The 16,601-nt window shown below is 71.2% G+C and carries 20 protein-coding genes; 9 read left to right on the top strand and 11 right to left on the bottom strand.

Translation table 11 applies throughout. The features are described from left to right. Window positions 1–31: 31 nt before the first annotated feature. A complete protein-coding gene (gene typA / locus AIIKEEIJ_RS02640) occupies window positions 32–1,918 on the bottom strand; it encodes a translational GTPase TypA (protein ID WP_006933946.1) in 1,887 nt (628 codons plus the stop codon). Between the two features lie 401 nt (window positions 1,919–2,319). Here typA and AIIKEEIJ_RS02635 point away from each other — a divergent pair, with 401 nt between their 5' ends. Further along, entirely contained in the window at window positions 2,320–2,487 is a 168-nt protein-coding gene (locus tag AIIKEEIJ_RS02635; RefSeq protein WP_006933942.1) for a hypothetical protein, read from the top strand. Window positions 2,488–2,499: 12 nt separating this feature from the next. On the opposite strand, the gene AIIKEEIJ_RS02630 is transcribed toward AIIKEEIJ_RS02635, so the two are convergent. Continuing rightward, window positions 2,500–2,904: a (deoxy)nucleoside triphosphate pyrophosphohydrolase gene (locus AIIKEEIJ_RS02630; protein WP_029542337.1), complete on the bottom strand. Its 405-nt coding sequence runs from the start codon at window positions 2,902–2,904 to the stop codon at window positions 2,500–2,502. Window positions 2,905–2,929: 25 nt separating this feature from the next. Between AIIKEEIJ_RS02630 and AIIKEEIJ_RS02625 the strand changes: the two genes are divergently transcribed. Next, window positions 2,930–3,217 (top strand): 4a-hydroxytetrahydrobiopterin dehydratase, encoded by a 288-nt coding sequence (locus AIIKEEIJ_RS02625; RefSeq protein WP_029542335.1) that lies wholly within the window; start codon window positions 2,930–2,932, stop codon window positions 3,215–3,217. Here the strand turns inward: AIIKEEIJ_RS02625 and AIIKEEIJ_RS02620 are convergent. Continuing rightward, entirely contained in the window at window positions 3,162–4,409 is a 1,248-nt protein-coding gene (locus AIIKEEIJ_RS02620) for a mannosyltransferase (protein WP_161994880.1), read from the bottom strand. The genes AIIKEEIJ_RS02625 and AIIKEEIJ_RS02620 overlap by 56 nt on opposite strands. 330 nt (window positions 4,410–4,739) lie before the next feature. Between AIIKEEIJ_RS02620 and AIIKEEIJ_RS02615 the strand changes: the two genes are divergently transcribed. The 3 genes from AIIKEEIJ_RS02615 (at window position 4,740) to AIIKEEIJ_RS02605 (ending at window position 7,593) form a co-directional block, all read left to right on the top strand. Beyond that, a complete protein-coding gene (locus AIIKEEIJ_RS02615; RefSeq protein WP_006933936.1) occupies window positions 4,740–5,594 on the top strand; it encodes an Rv1157c family protein in 855 nt (284 codons plus the stop codon). Between the two features lie 100 nt (window positions 5,595–5,694). Then, a complete protein-coding gene (locus AIIKEEIJ_RS02610; protein WP_029542331.1) occupies window positions 5,695–6,042 on the top strand; it encodes a hypothetical protein in 348 nt (115 codons plus the stop codon). Window positions 6,043–6,165: 123 nt separating this feature from the next. Then, the gene (locus tag AIIKEEIJ_RS02605; protein ID WP_161994872.1) at window positions 6,166–7,593 is read left to right on the top strand and encodes an MFS transporter; all 1,428 of its coding nucleotides are present in this window, start codon (window positions 6,166–6,168) and stop codon (window positions 7,591–7,593) included. On the opposite strand, the gene AIIKEEIJ_RS02600 is transcribed toward AIIKEEIJ_RS02605, so the two are convergent. Beyond that, window positions 7,580–8,302 (bottom strand): DUF1906 domain-containing protein, encoded by a 723-nt coding sequence (locus AIIKEEIJ_RS02600; protein ID WP_065922831.1) that lies wholly within the window; start codon window positions 8,300–8,302, stop codon window positions 7,580–7,582. The two genes, AIIKEEIJ_RS02605 and AIIKEEIJ_RS02600, sit on opposite strands and share 14 nt — an antisense overlap. A gap of 124 nt (window positions 8,303–8,426) precedes the next feature. Beyond that, window positions 8,427–9,371, bottom strand: a complete 945-nt coding sequence (locus AIIKEEIJ_RS02595; RefSeq protein WP_006933925.1) for a winged helix-turn-helix domain-containing protein — start codon at window positions 9,369–9,371, stop codon at window positions 8,427–8,429. Between the two features lie 156 nt (window positions 9,372–9,527). Between AIIKEEIJ_RS02595 and AIIKEEIJ_RS02590 the strand changes: the two genes are divergently transcribed. Then, window positions 9,528–10,094, top strand: coding sequence for a mismatch-specific DNA-glycosylase (locus AIIKEEIJ_RS02590; protein ID WP_006933924.1), 567 nt, complete (start codon window positions 9,528–9,530; stop codon window positions 10,092–10,094). Between the two features lie 12 nt (window positions 10,095–10,106). Here AIIKEEIJ_RS02590 and AIIKEEIJ_RS02585 read toward each other — a convergent pair whose 3' ends face one another. Then, a complete protein-coding gene (locus AIIKEEIJ_RS02585) occupies window positions 10,107–10,442 on the bottom strand; it encodes a DUF1330 domain-containing protein (protein WP_029542324.1) in 336 nt (111 codons plus the stop codon). Window positions 10,443–10,570: 128 nt separating this feature from the next. On the opposite strand from AIIKEEIJ_RS02585, the gene AIIKEEIJ_RS02580 reads away from it, so the two are divergent. Then, on the top strand, window positions 10,571–11,362 hold the full coding sequence (locus AIIKEEIJ_RS02580; RefSeq protein WP_161994871.1) for an MmyB family transcriptional regulator: 792 nt from the start codon (window positions 10,571–10,573) through the stop codon (window positions 11,360–11,362). A 90-nt stretch (window positions 11,363–11,452) separates the two neighbouring features. Next, window positions 11,453–11,668, top strand: a complete 216-nt coding sequence (locus AIIKEEIJ_RS02575; RefSeq protein ID WP_006933918.1) for a hypothetical protein — start codon at window positions 11,453–11,455, stop codon at window positions 11,666–11,668. A gap of 10 nt (window positions 11,669–11,678) precedes the next feature. On the opposite strand, the gene AIIKEEIJ_RS02570 is transcribed toward AIIKEEIJ_RS02575, so the two are convergent. Next, window positions 11,679–12,203 (bottom strand): 2'-5' RNA ligase family protein, encoded by a 525-nt coding sequence (locus AIIKEEIJ_RS02570; protein ID WP_006933916.1) that lies wholly within the window; start codon window positions 12,201–12,203, stop codon window positions 11,679–11,681. 35 nt (window positions 12,204–12,238) lie between these two features. Then, window positions 12,239–12,994, bottom strand: coding sequence for a CPBP family intramembrane glutamic endopeptidase (locus AIIKEEIJ_RS02565; protein ID WP_044475769.1), 756 nt, complete (start codon window positions 12,992–12,994; stop codon window positions 12,239–12,241). Between the two features lie 292 nt (window positions 12,995–13,286). On the opposite strand from AIIKEEIJ_RS02565, the gene AIIKEEIJ_RS02560 reads away from it, so the two are divergent. Further along, window positions 13,287–14,984: a fumarate hydratase gene (locus AIIKEEIJ_RS02560; protein WP_029542320.1), complete on the top strand. Its 1,698-nt coding sequence runs from the start codon at window positions 13,287–13,289 to the stop codon at window positions 14,982–14,984. Window positions 14,985–15,080: 96 nt separating this feature from the next. Here the strand turns inward: AIIKEEIJ_RS02560 and AIIKEEIJ_RS02555 are convergent, their stop codons facing one another. The 3 genes from AIIKEEIJ_RS02555 to AIIKEEIJ_RS02545 all read right to left on the bottom strand — a co-directional run bounded on the left by AIIKEEIJ_RS02555 (window position 15,081) and on the right by AIIKEEIJ_RS02545 (window position 16,547). Next, a complete protein-coding gene (locus AIIKEEIJ_RS02555; RefSeq protein WP_029542318.1) occupies window positions 15,081–15,503 on the bottom strand; it encodes a hypothetical protein in 423 nt (140 codons plus the stop codon). Window positions 15,504–15,595: 92 nt separating this feature from the next. Continuing rightward, on the bottom strand, window positions 15,596–15,985 hold the full coding sequence (locus AIIKEEIJ_RS02550) for a hypothetical protein (RefSeq protein ID WP_006933908.1): 390 nt from the start codon (window positions 15,983–15,985) through the stop codon (window positions 15,596–15,598). A 106-nt stretch (window positions 15,986–16,091) separates the two neighbouring features. Then, window positions 16,092–16,547 carry a carboxymuconolactone decarboxylase family protein gene (locus AIIKEEIJ_RS02545; protein WP_029542316.1) on the bottom strand — a complete coding sequence of 152 codons (456 nt, stop codon included), beginning with the start codon at window positions 16,545–16,547 and terminating at the stop codon, window positions 16,092–16,094. Between the last annotated feature and the right edge of the window lie 54 nt (window positions 16,548–16,601).

Genomic DNA, 16,601 nt, shown 5'->3' with positions numbered 1-16,601 from the left:
CCCGGCCGCGCCGGGACCACCACTGCCGCGACTACTTGTTGCGAGCCTTCTCCCGCGAGCGGGCGCGGGCCCGGTCGGTGGCCGACAGGTGCACCTTGCGGACGCGGAGGATCTCCGGGGTGACCTCGACGCACTCGTCGGACGCGCAGAACTCCATGGCCTCCTCGAGGCTCAGGGTGATCGGCTTCGCGAGGGTCTCCATCACGTCGGCCGTGGAGGAGCGCATGTTGGTGAGCTTCTTCTCGCGGGTGACGTTGATGTCGAGGTCCTCGGCGCGCGGGTTGATGCCCACGACATGGCCCTCGTAGGTGTCGCTGCCCGGCTCCACGAAGAAGGTGCCGCGGTCGCCGAGCTGGATCATGGCGAACGGCGTGACCGAGCCCGAGCGGTCGGAGACCAGCGAGCCGGTGTGCCGTGCGCGGATCTCCCCGGCCCACGGGGCGTAGCCGTGGAAAACGGCGTTGGCGATGCCCGTGCCGCGGGTCTCGGTGAGGAAGTCGGTGCGGAACCCGATGAGGCCGCGCGACGGGACGATGAACTCCATGCGCACCCATCCGGCGGCGTGGTTGGACATCTGCACCATCTTGCCCTTGCGGGCCGCGAGCAGCTGGGTGATCGCGCCGAGGTGTTCCTCGGGGCTGTCGATGGTGAGTTCCTCGTAGGGCTCGTGCACCTTGCCGTCGACCTGCCGGGTGACCACCTGCGGCTTGCCGACGGTGAGCTCGAAGCCCTCGCGGCGCATCTGCTCGACGAGGATGGCCAGCGCCAGCTCGCCGCGGCCCTGCACCTCCCAGGCGTCGGGGCGGCCGATGTCGAGCACGCGCAGCGACACGTTGCCGACCAGCTCCGAGTCGAGACGGGACTTGACCATGCGCGCGGTCAGCTTGTGGCCCTGCACGCGGCCGACGAGCGGCGACGTGTTGGTGCCGATGACCACCGAGATGGCCGGCTCGTCGACCGTGATGCGCGGCAGGGCGACCGGGTTGTCCACGTCGGCAAGGGTGTCGCCGATCATGATGTCCGGGATACCGGCGACGGCGACGATGTCGCCGGCGACGGCGACGTCACCGGGCCGGCGCTCGACACCGATGGTCTGGAGCAGCTCGGTGATCTTCACGTTCTTCACGCCGTCGGCGTGCATCCACGCGACGGTCTGGCCCTTGCGCAGCTCGCCGTTGTGGATGCGCAGCAGCGCCAGGCGGCCGAGGAACTCGGAGGCGTCGAGGTTGGTGACGTGGGCCTGCAGCGGTGCGGCCGGATCGCCCTTGGGGGCGGGGATGTACTTCATGAGGACGTCGAACAGCGCGTCGAGGTTCTCGGCGGAGGGCGCCTGTCCGTTCTCGGGCTGTTCCGTCGACGCCTTGCCCTCGCGCCCGGAGGCGTACAGGACCGGCAGGTCCAGCAGCTGCTCGGCGGCCTCGGAGGCCTCGTCGTCGAGGTCGGAGGCGAGGTCGAGCAGCAGGTCGTGGGTCTCCTCGACGACCTCGGCGATGCGGGCGTCGGGGCGGTCGGTCTTGTTGACCACCAGCAGCACCGGCAGCGACGCGGAGAGCGCCTTGCGCAGCACGAAGCGGGTCTGCGGCAGCGGGCCCTCGGATGCGTCGACGAGCAGGACGACGCCGTCGACCATGGACAGGCCGCGCTCGACCTCGCCACCGAAGTCGGCGTGACCGGGGGTGTCGATCACGTTGATGACGGTGACGGTGCCGTCGCCGTTGTACCGGTGCACGGCGGTGTTCTTCGCGAGAATGGTGATGCCCTTCTCGCGCTCGAGGTCACCGGAGTCCATGACCCGGTCGACGAGTTCCGCGCGCTCGGCGAAGGCGCCCGACTGGCGCAGCATGGCGTCGACGAGGGTGGTCTTTCCGTGGTCGACGTGCGCGACGATGGCGACGTTGCGGAAACTGGCGGTGCTCACGCGATGGCTCTCCTGGCTGTTGTCCGGCCACACGGCACTGGACCCAGACGGCACCTCGCCCGTACGGCGTTCTTGCGGTGGCCGCGTCGCGAATGCGAGTCACCCGTTCGCGGCCGCGAACGGCCCGCACAGGCACTGCGGCCTCCAATACAGTACAGGCCGGACGTGGTACCTCGCGCCCGCCGACGGCTGATTCACCAGTTCGCGGGCCGGAGCGTGACGTTCGCCACGTCCCGGCGCACTGTTCGGCGAACCCGCCGGCGGCTGCGGGCCGCCGAAACCGGCTCGCCGGGCGCCTCCGCCTTTGTTAGGGCATGCTAACCTTCCAATTGATGTGACCAGGGGCCCAGTGCTGTGGTCCGGGACCCACCGACGAAAGGCCGGCGACACGGATGGGCAAGGTGAAGGCGAGCAGGGTCGCGCAGCTCGAGCCCAAGAAGAAGTGCTGCCGCAAGAAGACCCGCTGTGTGCGCTGCCCCGTGGTGATCATGCGGATGAAGAGGCTCGAGCACGAGGGCCTCGGCGGGAAGGAACTCGCGAAGCGCCTGAAGAAGGCCCGCGCCGCCTGACCGGCCGCCCCGTCAGCGCCCGAGGTGCGCGCGCAGCTCCGGCAGCCACAGCCGGTCGTTCGGCACCAGGTCGATCTGCTCCAGCTCGTCGGCGTCCACCCAGCACAGCGCCGCGTGTTCGAGCGGCCGCGGTTCCCCGGAGAGCAGCTCCACCCGGTAGGCACGCAGCACCCGGCCGCCGTCCAGCGGCACCCCGACCCCGACCCGCTGCGCACCGGCGACCTCCACGCCCAGTTCCTCGCGCAGCTCCCGGCGCAGCGCCGCCTCGGCGGACTCCCCCGGCTCGGCCTTGCCGCCCGGCAGCTCCCACAGCCCCGCGAGCTCCGGCGGCCCGATGCGCTGGGCCAGCAACAGCCGGCCGTCGCGGAAGATCGCCCCGGCCACTACCTCGTCCGCCCGGCCCGTCGTTGCACTCATGTGCGGCATCGTCCCAGAATGGGGCATGGCCGAGTTGCTCTCCGACGCCGACATCGATGCCGCCCTCGCCCAGCTGCCCGAGTGGCGACGGGACGGGAACGCGATCGTGCGGACCGTCGAGTCCTCCTCGTTCCCCGCGGCCGTCGCGCTGGTGGACAGGGTGGCCGAGGCCGCCGAGGCGGCGAACCACCACCCCGACATCGACATCCGTTGGCGGAAGGTGACCTACTCGCTGTCCACCCATTCCGCCGGCGGGATCACCGGGTCGGACGTGGAGCTGGCCCGGAAGATCGACGCGCTGGCCCGCGGCTGACGGGCGGGGCCGCAGCCGGGCGCCCGGTGTAGACGATCCACGTGTACACCGCCAGCACCCCCACCACGTTGCACGCGCCCGCCCAGGCCAGCAGGGCGGGGCGGGAGATGTCCCACATCGAGTCCTGCGCCAGGCCGAGGAGCCACGGCACCCCGACGACGGTCAGCACCGCCCAGAACCCGGCGAGCACACGGGTGCCGGGGCGGCCGGCGAGCGGCCCGTAGACCAGCCACAGCAGCATCGGCAGTACCCACACCCAGTGGTGCATCCAGGAGATCGGCGACACCAGCAGGCCGAACAGTTCGACGACGACGATCGTGCCGAGCCGGTCGTCCGGGCCGAGGGCACGCCAGGCCGCGACGGCGAGCACCGCCGAGGCCGCGACAGCCGCCAGCCACAGCGGCCCGGTGCCCACGTCGTGCCCCGCGATGCGGCTCAGCGCTCCGCGCAGCGACTGGTTCCAGACCGACCCCACCGGCCCGATCCGGTCGGCGTCGCCGAACAACGTGGTGAAGTAGGTCCGCGCCTGGTCGCCGAGGACCAGCCAGCTGATGGCGACGGTGGCGGCGAAGGTCGCCGCGGAGAAGAACGCCGCCGCCCAGCGGCGACGCGCCACGAAGTACATGCCGGCGATCGCCGGGGTCAGCTTGATGCCGGCGAGCAATCCGACCAGTCCGCCCGAGAGCCACCAGCGGTTGCTGCGGACCGCGACCATCACGCCGAAGGCCAGGAACACGTTGACCTGTCCGTAGTCGAGGGTCGTGCGGATGGGCTCCGTCCAGATGCCCGCCGCCGTCCACACGAGCGCGACCGCCGTCCAGCGCGCGCCGTGCGCCGCGGAACCGAACAGCAACTCGAGGCAGATGCGCAGGAGGCCGAACAGGGCGGCGACGGTCAGCAGCTGCCACGCCACCCCGACCACCGGGAAGGGCAGATAGTGCAGCGGGAAGAAGACCAGTGCCGCGAACGGCGGGTAGGTGAAGGGCAGGGAGAACTCGGGAGTGTCCCGGGTGTAGGTGAAGTCGTACAGTTCGCCGCGCAGCAGCGCCGCGGAACCGTCGACGTACACGTGCAGATCCACGAGATTCATGCCGTTGGGCGTGAGGAAGTTCCACGCCAGCCGGGCCCCGACGGAGACGGCCAGCAGGGCCGCGCACCACCACAGTCGATGCGGGCGAACCGGATCGGACACTGCGGTGCGGCCTCCCGTCGTCACGTCACCCCGGGGGAAGGGCCGGGGACGGATGCAGACTATCCGTTCCGCGGCGGCGGGCCGAACACGATACTCACATCAGTAACAGTTTCATCTACTCTCACAAAAACCACATCAGTCACACGTAGTCTCGAGCGGACACCACTGATCGGAACACGTTATGGCTAGACTCCCGCCAGTACGGGCGCGGCTGTGAGACCGGCCACGGCTTGTACTGATCGGGGGGCCTACATAAAGTGTCTCCCCGAGCCGTCAGCGGCATCGGCGCCTCGCGCTCCGGAGCCGCTTCAACGACAAGGATGGGGAAAAGTGCTTCGAACCCGAGCAACGCGCAGGATGTTCACCGCCTGCGCCCTCGCCGCCGCCGCGGCGCTCACCGTGCCGTCGCAGGCGGTCGCGCAACCCGTCGTTCCGGGCATCCCCGACGTGCTCCAGCTGCCGGCCGAGTTCGCCGGCTACCAGGTGCCGGCGGATCTGTCGATCGAGTCGCTCATGGGCATGCTCAGCACCCAGGCAGCCGCCCCCGAAGAGGTCGAGGCCCTCGCCTCCCTCGCCCCCGCCATCGTCGGAGCGGCGGCCGGCCCGGCCGACGTCGCGGACGGCAAGAATCAGCTCCTCGACCAGGCGAAGGAACTGCTCGCGAACTCGCAGCTGCCGGACTCGGTCAAGGCCCTGCTCCAGCGCGTGATCACCTTCCTCGACGGCAGCGGCGGCGGCGGACCCGACATTCCGGAGCCGGGCGCCGTGGCGATCTCCCAGTTCCTGTACCCGAGCATCGGCAAGGACTGCATCCGCGACGGCGGCGACTCCATCGGCACCGCGCTCGCCGTGGCCGGCCCCGCGCCGCTCCCGCCGCCGGGCCCGAAGGCCGGCCAGGCCGGGTTCGTGTTCACCGCCCTGGGCACCGCCAAGTTCGCCGACCAGCAGGCGCAGCCGCTGACGGTGAGCTGGATCAACGTCTCCAACGGCCGCAGCGGCACCGCGACGTTGACCAACGAGGCCAGGATCAATCCCGACGGGCCGACGACGCTCAGCGCGATCGCCGACACCGGCTCCGGCAACGTGGCCGCCGTGATCTCCGGCGGCATCACCACGCAGGCCGCGGGCGCGGCCCCGCGTTCGTGCACCTTCCTGCCGACGATCGGGCTCGTCACGGTCGCCTGACCGATCATCCGCACCTTGGCCGAGGCCGCCGGGATCATCCCCCGGCGGCCTCCGTCGTCCGGGCGCTTCCCGAGCCGGGAACCGCGTGGTAGACCGAGTCATGGCCGAAACACCGTCCAGGCTCACCGCTTCCCGGTCCCTGCGCTCGCGCCGTTCACACCGGTCGATCCTGTCCGTCCGCTCCGAGGGCTCGATCCTGTCCATCGGCTCGGCGTACTCGATCCTGTCGATCGGCAGCGTGGGGTCGGTGCTGTCCGTCGGTTCGGTGGGCTCGTTCGGTTCGGCCCTGTCGTCGCTGTCGTTCGCCAGCCTCGGCTCGGCGCTGTCGGGACTGTCCCGCTGGTCGCTGCTGTCGTGGCGCGGTGTCCACGATGCCCCCGACGACCCGCATCCCACGCTCGTCGTCACCGCCGCCGAACCCGACCCCGCCGCGCACTGCCAGAGCTGACCGGCCGGGCCCGTGTCCCGATCGGCGGGCGCGCGGCTGCCCTCCCGGTGGGGAACCTGATACATCTCGTAGATCACGTCCATGCCCGCCCGTATCGCGCGGCCCCCGGACCCGAGGAGGCGCATGGCCGTCGAGACCCCCGTTCCGGTCACAGCCGAACGCCCCGCACCCCGTGGTCTCGTCGCGGTGCTCTCCCTGTGCGGGATCGTCGTCGCGTTGATGCAGACCCTCGTCATCCCCCTGCTCCCCCAGCTGCCGCACCTGCTCGGCACGTCCGTGGAGAACGCCTCGTGGGCGGTCACCGCCACGCTCCTCGCCGCGGCGGTCCTCACCCCCATCAGCGGCCGGCTGGGCGACATGTTCGGCAAGCGGCGCATGCTGCTGGTCAGCCTCGGCGCGGTCGTGGCCGGCTCCCTCGTCTGCGCCCTCGCCGAGTCGCTGCTCCCGATGATCGCCGGCCGCGCCCTGCAGGGCGCGGCGACCGGCGCGATCCCGCTCGGCATCGCGATCCTGCGCGACGAACTGCCGCCCCGGCGGATCGCCGGGGCGATGGCGACCATCAGCGCCACCCTCGGGGTGGGCGGCGCCGTCGGATTCCCCGTCGCCGCGGCCATCGCCCAGATCGCCGACTGGCACATGTTGTTCGCCGCCGCCGCCGGCTTCGGCCTGCTGGGCATCGCCATGGTGCTGAAGGTGATCCCGGAGTCGCCCCACCGCAACCCCGGCCGGTTCGACGTCGTCGGCGCGATCGGCCTCTCGGTCACGCTGACGCTGTTGCTCCTGCCCGTCACCAAGGGCGGCACCTGGGGCTGGTCGAATCCCCTGACCCTGGGCATGTTCGCCGGCGCCGCCGGCGCGGCGCTCGTGTGGGGATACTACGAACTGCGCACGGCGCGACCCCTGGTGAATCTACGGATCTCCGCGCGGCGCCCGGTGCTGCTGACCAACCTCGCGTCGGTCGCCGTCGGATTCGCGATCTACGGACAGATGCTCGCGTTCCCGCAGTTGCTGATGGCCCCCACCGAGACGGGCTACGGATTCGGGCTGTCCATGGTGACGGCCGGCGTGCTCATCGCGCCGGGCGGGGTCGTCATGATGGCGCTGTCCCCCGTCTCCGCGCGGATCACCGGCAGCCACGGGCCACGGGTCACCCTGGCGAGCGGGGTCGTGGTGGTGGGCGCCGGCTACGTGCTGGTCTACGTCGCGTACACCGAGATCTGGCACATCGTCGTGGCGGGGATGATCATCGGGGCGGGCATCGGCCTGGCGTACGCGGCGATGCCGGCCCTGATCATGGGCGCGGTGCCGCTGTCCGAGACCGCCGCCGCGAGCAGTCTCAACACGCTGATGCGTTCGATCGGGACGTCCACGTCCGCGGCGGTGGTGAGCGTGGTGCTCGCGGCGATGACCACGACGGTCGGCACCTACACGGTGCCCGCCCTCGACGGGTTCCGCGCCACCTTCCTGCTGTCGATCGCGGCCTCCGCCGTCGCGCTGGCCCTGACCGCCGCCGTTCCCCGGGCGCGGCCCGGCGGGCTCAACCGGCGGTGAGCGACCACTGCCCGTAGTCGGCGCTGAATACATTGTTGACGTCGATGCCGATGCCGTCGATCGTCCCGCCACCCACCTGGTGCAGGTTCGCCGCGGGATGCACGTAGCCCTCAGCCGTGCCCCAATCATGTTGCCAGTAGAACGATCCCAGGCCGGCGTCGCGGGCCCAGGAGATGGTCGGCCCGTTGGCGTACACGCCGGTGTTCCCGGCGCCGAGCACGTCGTGCCAGCCCTGCAGGTACGGCGCGATCAGGTCGGCGAACTGTTGCTCGGACGGATTGTCGTCGACCGAGGCGTAGATCGGCCGGTCCGCCGGTCCCCCGGCCGCCCGATGCAGCTCGAGGCCGCGCGTCGCGTGCCGGACCCCGGCGTCGTATCCGCCGAGCCAGTCCGCCGTGTCGGCCTTGCCGAACTGATAACACGACACGACCTCGAGGTCGCCGGCGACGAGCGCGGCGGCCTCCGACTCCGTCAGCGGCTTGGCCAGCATCCATTCGGCGCCCGGCCGGCGGTCCGAGACGTACCGGATGGCACCGATGTGCCCGGCGGCACGGATCGACGACGGCGACGGCACGGCCGCCGAGTAGTCGACGATCGTGCCGAGCACCTCCCGGCCGTGCGCCACCCCGGGGGCGGCGACGGCCGACACCCAGGCCGCGCACGAGCCGACGGCCGCGTACCGCAACAGTTCCCGACGTGAGATGGCCATCGAACCTCGCTTGGACGAGCGTGCACGGCGGACAGGGTGTCGAGCTTCCGGTATTGCACCACACTCGCGGGTCCCGCGCGGGCACATCGGGATTCGGGGCCCGCGCGACGGGGACGCGGCGCGGCTACCGGCCGCCGAGCTCGGCGAAGAAGGCGGGAACGAGGGCGACGTCCTCGACGGTGCGCACCGTGGTGTGGACCCCGAGACCGTGCTCCTTGAGCAGATCGCACAGGCCGTCGCCGTCGACGAGTTCGATGGGCGGCGCGCCGAGGCGATGCGCCTCGGCGCGGGCGTCGTCGCCGAACGTCCCGGTGGTGACGAGCAGGCCCTTCTCGCCGCGACCGGCCATCGCGGCGCGGAACTCGCGCACGACGTCCGCGCCCGCCCGCTCGGGGCCGCGCAGGAACCGGAAGAACACCGAGAAGCCGAGCAGCGACACCCGCAGCACGCCGGTGCCTTCGACGTCGACGTCGTTGTCGGAGCCGGTGTCGAGGTGACCGCCGTGCGGGGGCACCGAGATGGTGGTGAAGCCGGCGGCGCGGAGCACCGCGACGGCGAGCCGTTCGAAGCCCTCGTCGGGGAGCTCGGCGACGGCGGCGAGCACGGGCTCGCGCCACAGCTCGGGATCCTCGGGGGCGGCCGCGAGGGTCACCACCTGCGCGCGCGACGACGCGTTGCGCACGAGCCGCTTGCGCCGCTTCTCCGCGGTGTATGCCACCTGCAGGGGCTTGATCTCGGATTCCTGCACCGCGCGGCCGCGGTCGGTGACGCTCCACACGCCGCGACGGGTGTTGGCGAGCAGCCCCATGCCCTTGAGGTAGGTGCGCGCCCAGCCGACCCGGTACTCGATCTCGGTGACCGGCCCGTCGCCGTGCAGTACGGACCGCGCGGCCTCGGACAGACCTTCGCGCGCGATGACGGCCTTCTCGAGCTCCTCGATCGAGGCCGAGCCTCCGAGCCCGATCAGCGCCTGCAGGGTGGGCCACAGCAGATCCGTGTACGGCGGTAGCGCCACCTCGCGGCCGGACGAGTCTCCGACGGGGTTACCGATCACGTTCCGGCGCTGCACACCTTCCCCTATCGTTTCGGCCCTGCTCGCCGCGGCTGTCCGGTCCCGCCACGACGCGCATTTCACCCTAGCCGATGGGCGCGGGCGCGATGGCGGCCACACTCCCCGGGCCCGGCACTGCCGGGGCCGGCGGCGCCGCTCGCTACCGTGGGGCGGGTGGGATTCACGCGCGCCGAACTCGAACGCTTCCGTGACGCGGTGGTGCCCGATTTGATCGGGCCGGACTGCCGGCTGCTGTTCGTGGGCATCAACCCGGGCCTGTGGACGGCGGCGACGGGTGCGCACTTCGCGCGGCCCGGCAACCGCTTCTACCCGGCGCTGCTGCGGGCCGGCATCCTGCTCCGGCCCATCGACCCCACCTCGGGGATGAGCGAGGAAGACAGGGCCCACCTGATCGAGCGGGGCGTCGGGATCACCAATCTCGCGCCGCGCGCCACGGCCCGCGCGGACGAGCTCACGGCCGAGGAACTGCGGACCGGGGCGGTGCGGCTGGCCGAGGTGGTGGCGCTGCACCGGCCGCGGGTGGTGGCCGTCGCCGGCATCACCGCGTACCGGTCGGCGTTCGGGCACCGGAAGGCCGTCGCGGGGCTGCAGGCGGAGACGCTCGGCGGGGTGCCGGTGTGGGTGGTGCCGAATCCGAGCGGGCTCAACGCCCACGAGACGGTGGACACCCTCGCCGAGGCATATGCGGCGCCGGCCCGCGCGGCCGGGATCCTGCGCTGAACCGCGGACGGATCAGCCGCGTCCCACCTTGGCGAGGTAGTCCCTCGCCCGGTATCCCGGCGGCACGCCGTCGACGAGGATCGCCGAACTGTCGGAGTGCTCGGTGCGCAGCGGCAGAATCGCCTGGTAGGCCGGCGACCGGTACCAGGCGCGGGCCTGCTCGAGGTCGGGGAACTCGACGACCACGACGTGGCCGGGCCACGGTCCCTCGTGAACCTCGGGTTCGGCGCCGTGGACGACGAACCTGCCCCCGTACGGCGTGAAGGTGTCGTCGATCTCCTCGAGGTAACGGACGATCTCGGGGCCGAAGTCGACGGAACGCAGATGGGCGATCGCGTAGGCGGTCATGGGGTCCTCCCGGTCGGTCGGTGGCGGCGGTGTGCCGCACACCGACGAGACTGCCGCGCTCCGGTGCCCGAATCGATTACCCGGCAGGTAATGGCCGCCCTTCCCACTCCGCGCCTACGGTGACGGGCATGACCACCGTGCACGAGGAACCCGTCGGAGTGCTGCTGCGGCACTGGCGCGAGCGTCGCGGCCTGAGCCAGCTCGCGCTCGCCAACCGGGCGGAGGTCTCGGCGCGGCACGTGAGCTTCCTCGAGACCGGCCGGTCGCGGCCGACCCGCACCATGCTGCTGCGCCTGGCCGATCAGCTCGACATCCCGCTGCGGGAGCGCAATTCGCTGCTGCTCGCGGCCGGCCTGGCCCCCGCGTATCCGGAGCACCGACTCGGGGACGTGCCGATGGCCGCGGTGGCCGACGCGATCGAGCGGATCCTGGCGTCGCACCGGCCGTATCCGGCGCTGGTGGTGGACCGGCACTGGACGATGGTCGACGCCAACGACGCCGTGGTGGGACTGCTCGACGGCTGCGCGCCGCGGCTGCTCGAGCCCCCGGTGAACGTGCTGCGGGTGACGCTGCACCCGGAGGGCATGGCGCCGCGCATCGCCAACCACGACCAGTGGCGGGCGCACCTGCTGACACGCCTGCGGCACCAGCTCGCCGCGACGGGCGACCCGGTGCTGCGACGGCTGCACGCCGAACTGGCCGCCTACCCGTGCGACGACGGCCACGACGCCGAGCTCGACCCGGCCGGCGCCCACGCCCTGGTGGTGCCGCTGCGGCTGCGCACCGACGACGGCGAGCTGTCGCTGTTGAGCACGACGACGCTGTTCGGCACGCCGCTGGACGTCACCGTCGCGGAACTGGCGATCGAGGCGTTCTACCCCGCCGACGAGACCACCCGCCGTCTGCTGGGGAGCCGATGACCCGGATCGGCGAACCGGTGCCGCGAAGGCCCGCTCGGGAGTAACGTCCGGCCCGAGACCTGTCCCGTCCCGCACCGGAGGGCATCGATCATGAGCAGGAAGAAGTGGTGGGTACTCGAGGGCCCGGAGAGCGGGTTCTCGCTCGAGGAGCGCGCGACGGGAGACCTCGTCCTCGTCAACACGCAGACGTCGGAGGAACACACCCTGCACGGCTACGTGTGGAAGCACGCCCCGCACTTCGGAGTGCAGATCATGGGCGAGGGCCCCCCGCCCTACGGCAAGTGGGTGGAGAACCCCGAGGAGTGAGCGACGTCGGTCACGGGACCCGCCGCAACGGACGGCGCTCCCCCGTCGTGGTGTCGATCAGTGCCGCGCCGGACACGGCCGTTGCGAGGGGCAGCACGTCGTAGACGGCCGCGGCCACCCGCGGCAGGTCGTCCAGCCGTGCGCGGGGGCTGAGGGTCAGGTGCGGGGTCCATACGCCCGGCCGGTAGTGCTTGTGCAGGTCCGCGCCGGTGGCGGTGACGGTGTCGACCACACGCTGCTGGCGCCGCAGGAGGTCGGCGGTGGGGGCGGGCGCGAGCCAGATCCGTCCGCGCCGGAAGGCGCCCAGGCCGTCGGAGTAGAGGGTCAGCGGCCCGCCGTCGGGCAGCGCCTCGAGCGCGGCCGTCACGTCGTCGACGTCGTAGCTGCGCAGCACCGCGTACGACAGGTGCGGCACGTGCCGGCCGTGGGTATGGGTGAGCAGCGTCGGCACACCGAGATCTTCGAGCCGGGCCCACAGCTGTTGCAGGGCGCGCCGGGCGGCGGCGTCGAAGAGCAGGCAGACCGCGAGTGCCATCAGCGCACGGTACCGCGGTGGCGGTTCGCCGGCGGTCAGTTCAGGGTGGCGTGCCAGACCAGGGCCGCGGCCAGGGCACCGGCGCCGTTGAGCGACCAGTGCAGGGCGATCGGGGCGATCAGGCTCCCGCTGCGGCGGCGCAGCCAGGTGAAGACGAATCCGGCGGCCGCGGTCGCCACGACCGCGCCGGCGATGCCCAGTACCTGTCCCCACAGGCCGCCGCCGAGGACGCCGCTGAGCCCGCGGTTGCCGTTCGTGAGCCCGAGCGACGAGGCGATGTGCCACAGGCCGAACAGCAGCGATCCGGCGGCGAACACGCCGCGCGCACCCGAGACACGTTCGAGCGTGCCGTGCAGCACGCCGCGGAACGCGAGTTCCTCGGGGATGACCGTCTGCAGCGGGATGACGATCATCGATGCGAGGAGCGCGCCGGAGATCGTGGCGTAGCGGTCGGACAGGAAGAACTGCCGGGTCGGGGGCAGCGCCACGCCGACGGCGATCACGGCCAGCACGATCCCCGCGGCGCCCAGCGCGTAGAGCGAGCCGGACCGCCAGTGGCGCGGCGAGAGCCCGAGTTCGGACCAGCGCATGCCCCGGCGGCGCATCAGTGCGACGAGCACCACGGCCGCGATGGGCACCGTCGCGATGCTGGCCCACACGGTGGTGAAGTGCGCGATCAGGTTGGTGGCGACGAGGACGACCACCACGACGGCGACGTCGAGCCAGGCGTGGGCGCCGCGAAGCGATCCGCGGTGCGCAAGTGCCGTCGTCGGCACGGTCTCGGTACTCAATGTGTTCTCGAACTCCCGCTCTCGGGTCTGTCGGAAGCGGTGCCCTCCGGGTACCCGATGCTCTCCGAGTACCCGTTCCTGTGCCGTACGAACCATCCATACCAGTGTACGGATCGCGTGCCGCCGGGGCCGTGACCGGCGCCACAGCGACGGCCGAATTCGGTAGTGACGCAGGTCACGACGGGTGCGGGAGCGGATTGGGTCACACGCCCCGGCGTCGGGGCGCCGTGTCGCCCGGACTAGCCTTGTCGCGAACATCAGCCCCGCTGTCCAGGACAGTTCAGGAGAAGAAATGGCCGACTTCCTCTACGAGGACCTGCTGCCGATCGGGGAAGACCCCACCGAGTACCGGCTGCTGACCACCGAGGGGGTGTCCACCGTCGAAGGACCGGGCGGCCGCACCTTCCTGCAGGTCGAGCCCGAGGCGCTGCGCCTGCTCACCGAGACCGCGCTGCACGACATCCAGCACTACCTGCGCGCGGATCACCTGAAGCAGCTCGCAAGCATCCTCGACGACCCGGAGGCGTCGGACAACGACAAGTTCGTCGCGCTCGATCTCCTGAAGAACGCCAACATCGCCGCCGCCGGGGTGCTGCCGATGTGCCAGGACACCGGCACCGCGATCGTCATGGGCAAGCGCGGCCAGCACGTCCTCAGTCCCGGCAACGACGAGGAAGCCATCGCCCGCGGCGTGTACGACGCGTACACCCGGCTCAACCTGCGGTACTCGCAGAACGCTCCCCTCACCATGTGGGAGGAGAAGAACACCGGCTCGAACCTGCCGGCGCAGATCGAGCTCTACGCCGACACGGCGGCCGGCCACGAGAACGCCTACAAGTTCCTGTTCATGGCCAAGGGCGGCGGATCGGCCAACAAGTCGTACCTGTACCAGGAGACGAAGGCGATCCTGAACCCGGACTCGATGATGCGATTCCTCGAGGCCAAGATCCGCTCGCTCGGCACCGCCGCGTGCCCGCCGTACCATCTCGCGATCGTCGTCGGCGGCACCTCCGCCGAGTTCGCCCTCAAGACCGCCAAGTACGCCTCGGCGCACTACCTGGACGAGCTGCCGAACGAGGGCGCGATCACCGGCCGCGGCTTCCGCGACCTCGAGCTCGAGGAGCAGGTGCTCGAGCTGACCCGCAAGATCGGGATCGGCGCGCAGTTCGGCGGCAAGTACTTCTGCCACGACGTGCGTGTCATCCGCCTGCCCCGGCACGGCGCGTCGCTGCCGGTGGCGCTGGCCGTGTCCTGCTCCGCCGACCGGCAGGCGAAGGCGAAGATCACCCCGGAGGGCGTGTTCCTCGAACAGCTCGAGTTCAACCCGGGCCGCTTCCTGCCCGAGATCACCGACGCCCAGCTCGACGCCGAGACCGAGGGCGTGTCGGGCACCGGCAAGGGTGCCGCGGTGAAGATCGACCTGACGCGGCCGATGCCGGAGATCCTCGCCGAACTGTCCAAGCACCCCGTCAAGACCCGGCTGTCCCTCACGGGCCCGCTCGTCGTCGCCCGCGACATCGCGCACGCGAAGATCAAGGAACGCCTCGACGCCGGCGAGGGAATGCCGCAGTACCTGAAGGACCACCCGGTGTACTACGCCGGGCCGGCCAAGACCCCGGACGGCATGGCCTCCGGTTCGTTCGGCCCCACCACGGCCGGCCGGATGGACTCCTACGTCGAGCAGTTCCAGGCCGCGGGCGGCTCGATGGTCATGCTCGCCAAGGGCAACCGCTCGCAGCAGGTCACCGACGCCTGCAAGAACCACGGCGGCTTCTACCTCGGCTCCATCGGCGGGCCGGCCGCGCGCCTCGCACTCGACTGCATCAAGAAGGTCGAGGTTCTCGAATACCCGGAACTGGGTATGGAAGCGGTGTGGAAGATCGAGGTCGAGGACTTCCCGGCGTTCATCGTCGTGGACGACAAGGGCAACGATTTCTTCGCCGGCACCGGCGAGGTCACCCTGACGATCGGCAAGCGCCCCGGCCTGTAGGCGGCTGCGCCGCCGGTGCGTCCTTTGGGCTGTCCCAGCAGCCCGAAGGACGCACCGGGATGCTGCGGCGCCGGACGAGCCGACGCATCCGGTCGATCAGGCCTCCGACGGGCCGGACTTCTTCGGTTCGCCGGTGGCGGGGTAGTCGAGCAGCGACTGCTGCAGACGGGACCACTGATGGGCCAGACCCTGCAATGGCGCCAGCGACTTTTCGACCACCTCCAACTGACGGTCGAACGCCGACAGTTGTGCCTGCAGCGCCTGCACCGATTTTCGCTGCGCGTGCAGCTGCTCGACGAGTGCGTCGAACTCGGTGAGGACGGGTGGCACGAGCTCCATCACCTGCCGAAGAGAGCCGAGCATCCGGTTCGCGGGCGCGGACAGGGGCTCGGGAATCGCGCCGAGGGCGTCGCTCCCGATCGACCCGACCGCGTCCGCCACGGCGCGGGTCCTCTCCAGCAACTCCTCCATCGCGGACCCGAGCAGTCCGAATCGACGGGTCTCGCCTTCCTCCGCCATCGTCACCCTCCTCCGGACCACGGTTCGGTCCCGATCCGATCATGCCCCCCGGGCACCGTCTCGGCAGCCGAACCCCGTCGCGGCGGGCTCCCTCAGGCCGCGGGGGTGTCCGTGCGGGAGAGCACGGCGGGCGCCTGCGCGACGAGGCCCTGCAGAAAGCGGACGACGGTGCCGGCCGCCGGAGCGGCGTCCGGCGTCAGCATCGCGCACAGCGTCCGGTAGCTGCCCGGATCGAGTTCCGGCTGCGCCCGGAACTGCGCCGTGAGCGGCACCGTGAACGCGATCGTCCGGTCCTGAGAACGGATGTCGAGCGTCGGTCCACCCACCGCCGCGGTCAGCCGGACCTCGAACCGGTTCGCGCCCACGGTGTGCACGAAGCCCACGGTGCGCACGTTGGCGCGTGCCATCTGCCGGTAGAGCGGCCGCAGTCCTCCGAGGACCATCGACGGAAGCGTGACGGCACCGGAGCCGGCGGCGAACATGAGCGCACTCCTTTTCGTTCGGGGCCGTCACCACGCGGGCGACGACCCTCCGACGCATTATCTGGAATGATTCCAGAAAATGCGTCGGGGGGCAACGTCACGGTCGTCACCACTGCGCGCCGGCCACCTGCTTGACCGTCGCGTTGAGCCGGTTCCACACGTTGATCAGCGAGATCTGCAGGATCAGCGCCGCCAGTTGCGGCTCGTCGTAGTGGCGGGCGGCCTCGTCCCAGACGTCGTCGGGCACCGGGTCGGGCCGGTCCGCGAGCCGGGTCACCGCCTCCGTCAGCGCCAGGGCCGCCCGCTCGGCATCGGTGAAGTACGGCGCCTCGCGCCACGCCGCCACCGCGAACAGCCGCTTGTCGGTCTCCCCGTCCTTCTTCGCCAGCCGCGGGTGCATGTCCACACAGACGCTGCATCCGTTGATCTGGCTCGCCCGCAGATGCACGAGGTGGGTGGTGCGCGCCGGCAGCCCGCCACCGTCGGCGGCGTTCCCCAGTGCCTGCAACGCCGTCACCGCGTCGGGCAGAACGAGCGCGGGATTCGTCATTCGAGCCTTCATGATCGTCTCCTTGTCACATCCGGGGTCGTGCGTTCGTCACAGCCATGACGGATC

The sequence above is a fragment of the Rhodococcus sp. YH1 genome, assembly GCF_009939605.1.
In the GTDB taxonomy this organism is placed as follows: Bacteria; Actinomycetota; Actinomycetes; order Mycobacteriales; family Mycobacteriaceae; genus Rhodococcus; species Rhodococcus aetherivorans.
This window is presented reverse-complemented; position numbering and strand designations above follow the sequence as displayed.

Bases quoted from the DNA above. Each gene is read 5' to 3' on its own strand.
- AIIKEEIJ_RS02585 (WP_029542324.1), bottom strand. From the start codon at position 10,442: ATGACCGCCTACGCGATCGCCCATCTGCGTTCCGTCGACTTCGGCCCC.
- AIIKEEIJ_RS02545 (WP_029542316.1), bottom strand. From the start codon at position 16,547: ATGAAGGCTCGAATGACGAATCCCGCGCTCGTTCTGCCCGACGCGGTG.
- AIIKEEIJ_RS02550 (WP_006933908.1), bottom strand. From the start codon at position 15,985: ATGTTCGCCGCCGGCTCCGGTGCCGTCACGCTTCCGTCGATGGTCCTC.
- AIIKEEIJ_RS02570 (WP_006933916.1), bottom strand. From the start codon at position 12,203: ATGGCACTCGCGGTCTGCCTGCTCTTCGACGCCGCCGCCCGGCGCGCC.
- AIIKEEIJ_RS02600 (WP_065922831.1), bottom strand. From the start codon at position 8,302: ATGGCCATCTCACGTCGGGAACTGTTGCGGTACGCGGCCGTCGGCTCG.
- AIIKEEIJ_RS02610 (WP_029542331.1), top strand. From the start codon at position 5,695: ATGGCCGAAACACCGTCCAGGCTCACCGCTTCCCGGTCCCTGCGCTCG.
- AIIKEEIJ_RS02555 (WP_029542318.1), bottom strand. From the start codon at position 15,503: ATGGCGGAGGAAGGCGAGACCCGTCGATTCGGACTGCTCGGGTCCGCG.
- AIIKEEIJ_RS02580 (WP_161994871.1), top strand. From the start codon at position 10,571: ATGACCACCGTGCACGAGGAACCCGTCGGAGTGCTGCTGCGGCACTGG.
- AIIKEEIJ_RS02605 (WP_161994872.1), top strand. From the start codon at position 6,166: ATGGCCGTCGAGACCCCCGTTCCGGTCACAGCCGAACGCCCCGCACCC.
- AIIKEEIJ_RS02625 (WP_029542335.1), top strand. From the start codon at position 2,930: ATGGCCGAGTTGCTCTCCGACGCCGACATCGATGCCGCCCTCGCCCAG.
- AIIKEEIJ_RS02560 (WP_029542320.1), top strand. From the start codon at position 13,287: ATGGCCGACTTCCTCTACGAGGACCTGCTGCCGATCGGGGAAGACCCC.
- AIIKEEIJ_RS02630 (WP_029542337.1), bottom strand. From the start codon at position 2,904: ATGAGTGCAACGACGGGCCGGGCGGACGAGGTAGTGGCCGGGGCGATC.
- AIIKEEIJ_RS02575 (WP_006933918.1), top strand. From the start codon at position 11,453: ATGAGCAGGAAGAAGTGGTGGGTACTCGAGGGCCCGGAGAGCGGGTTC.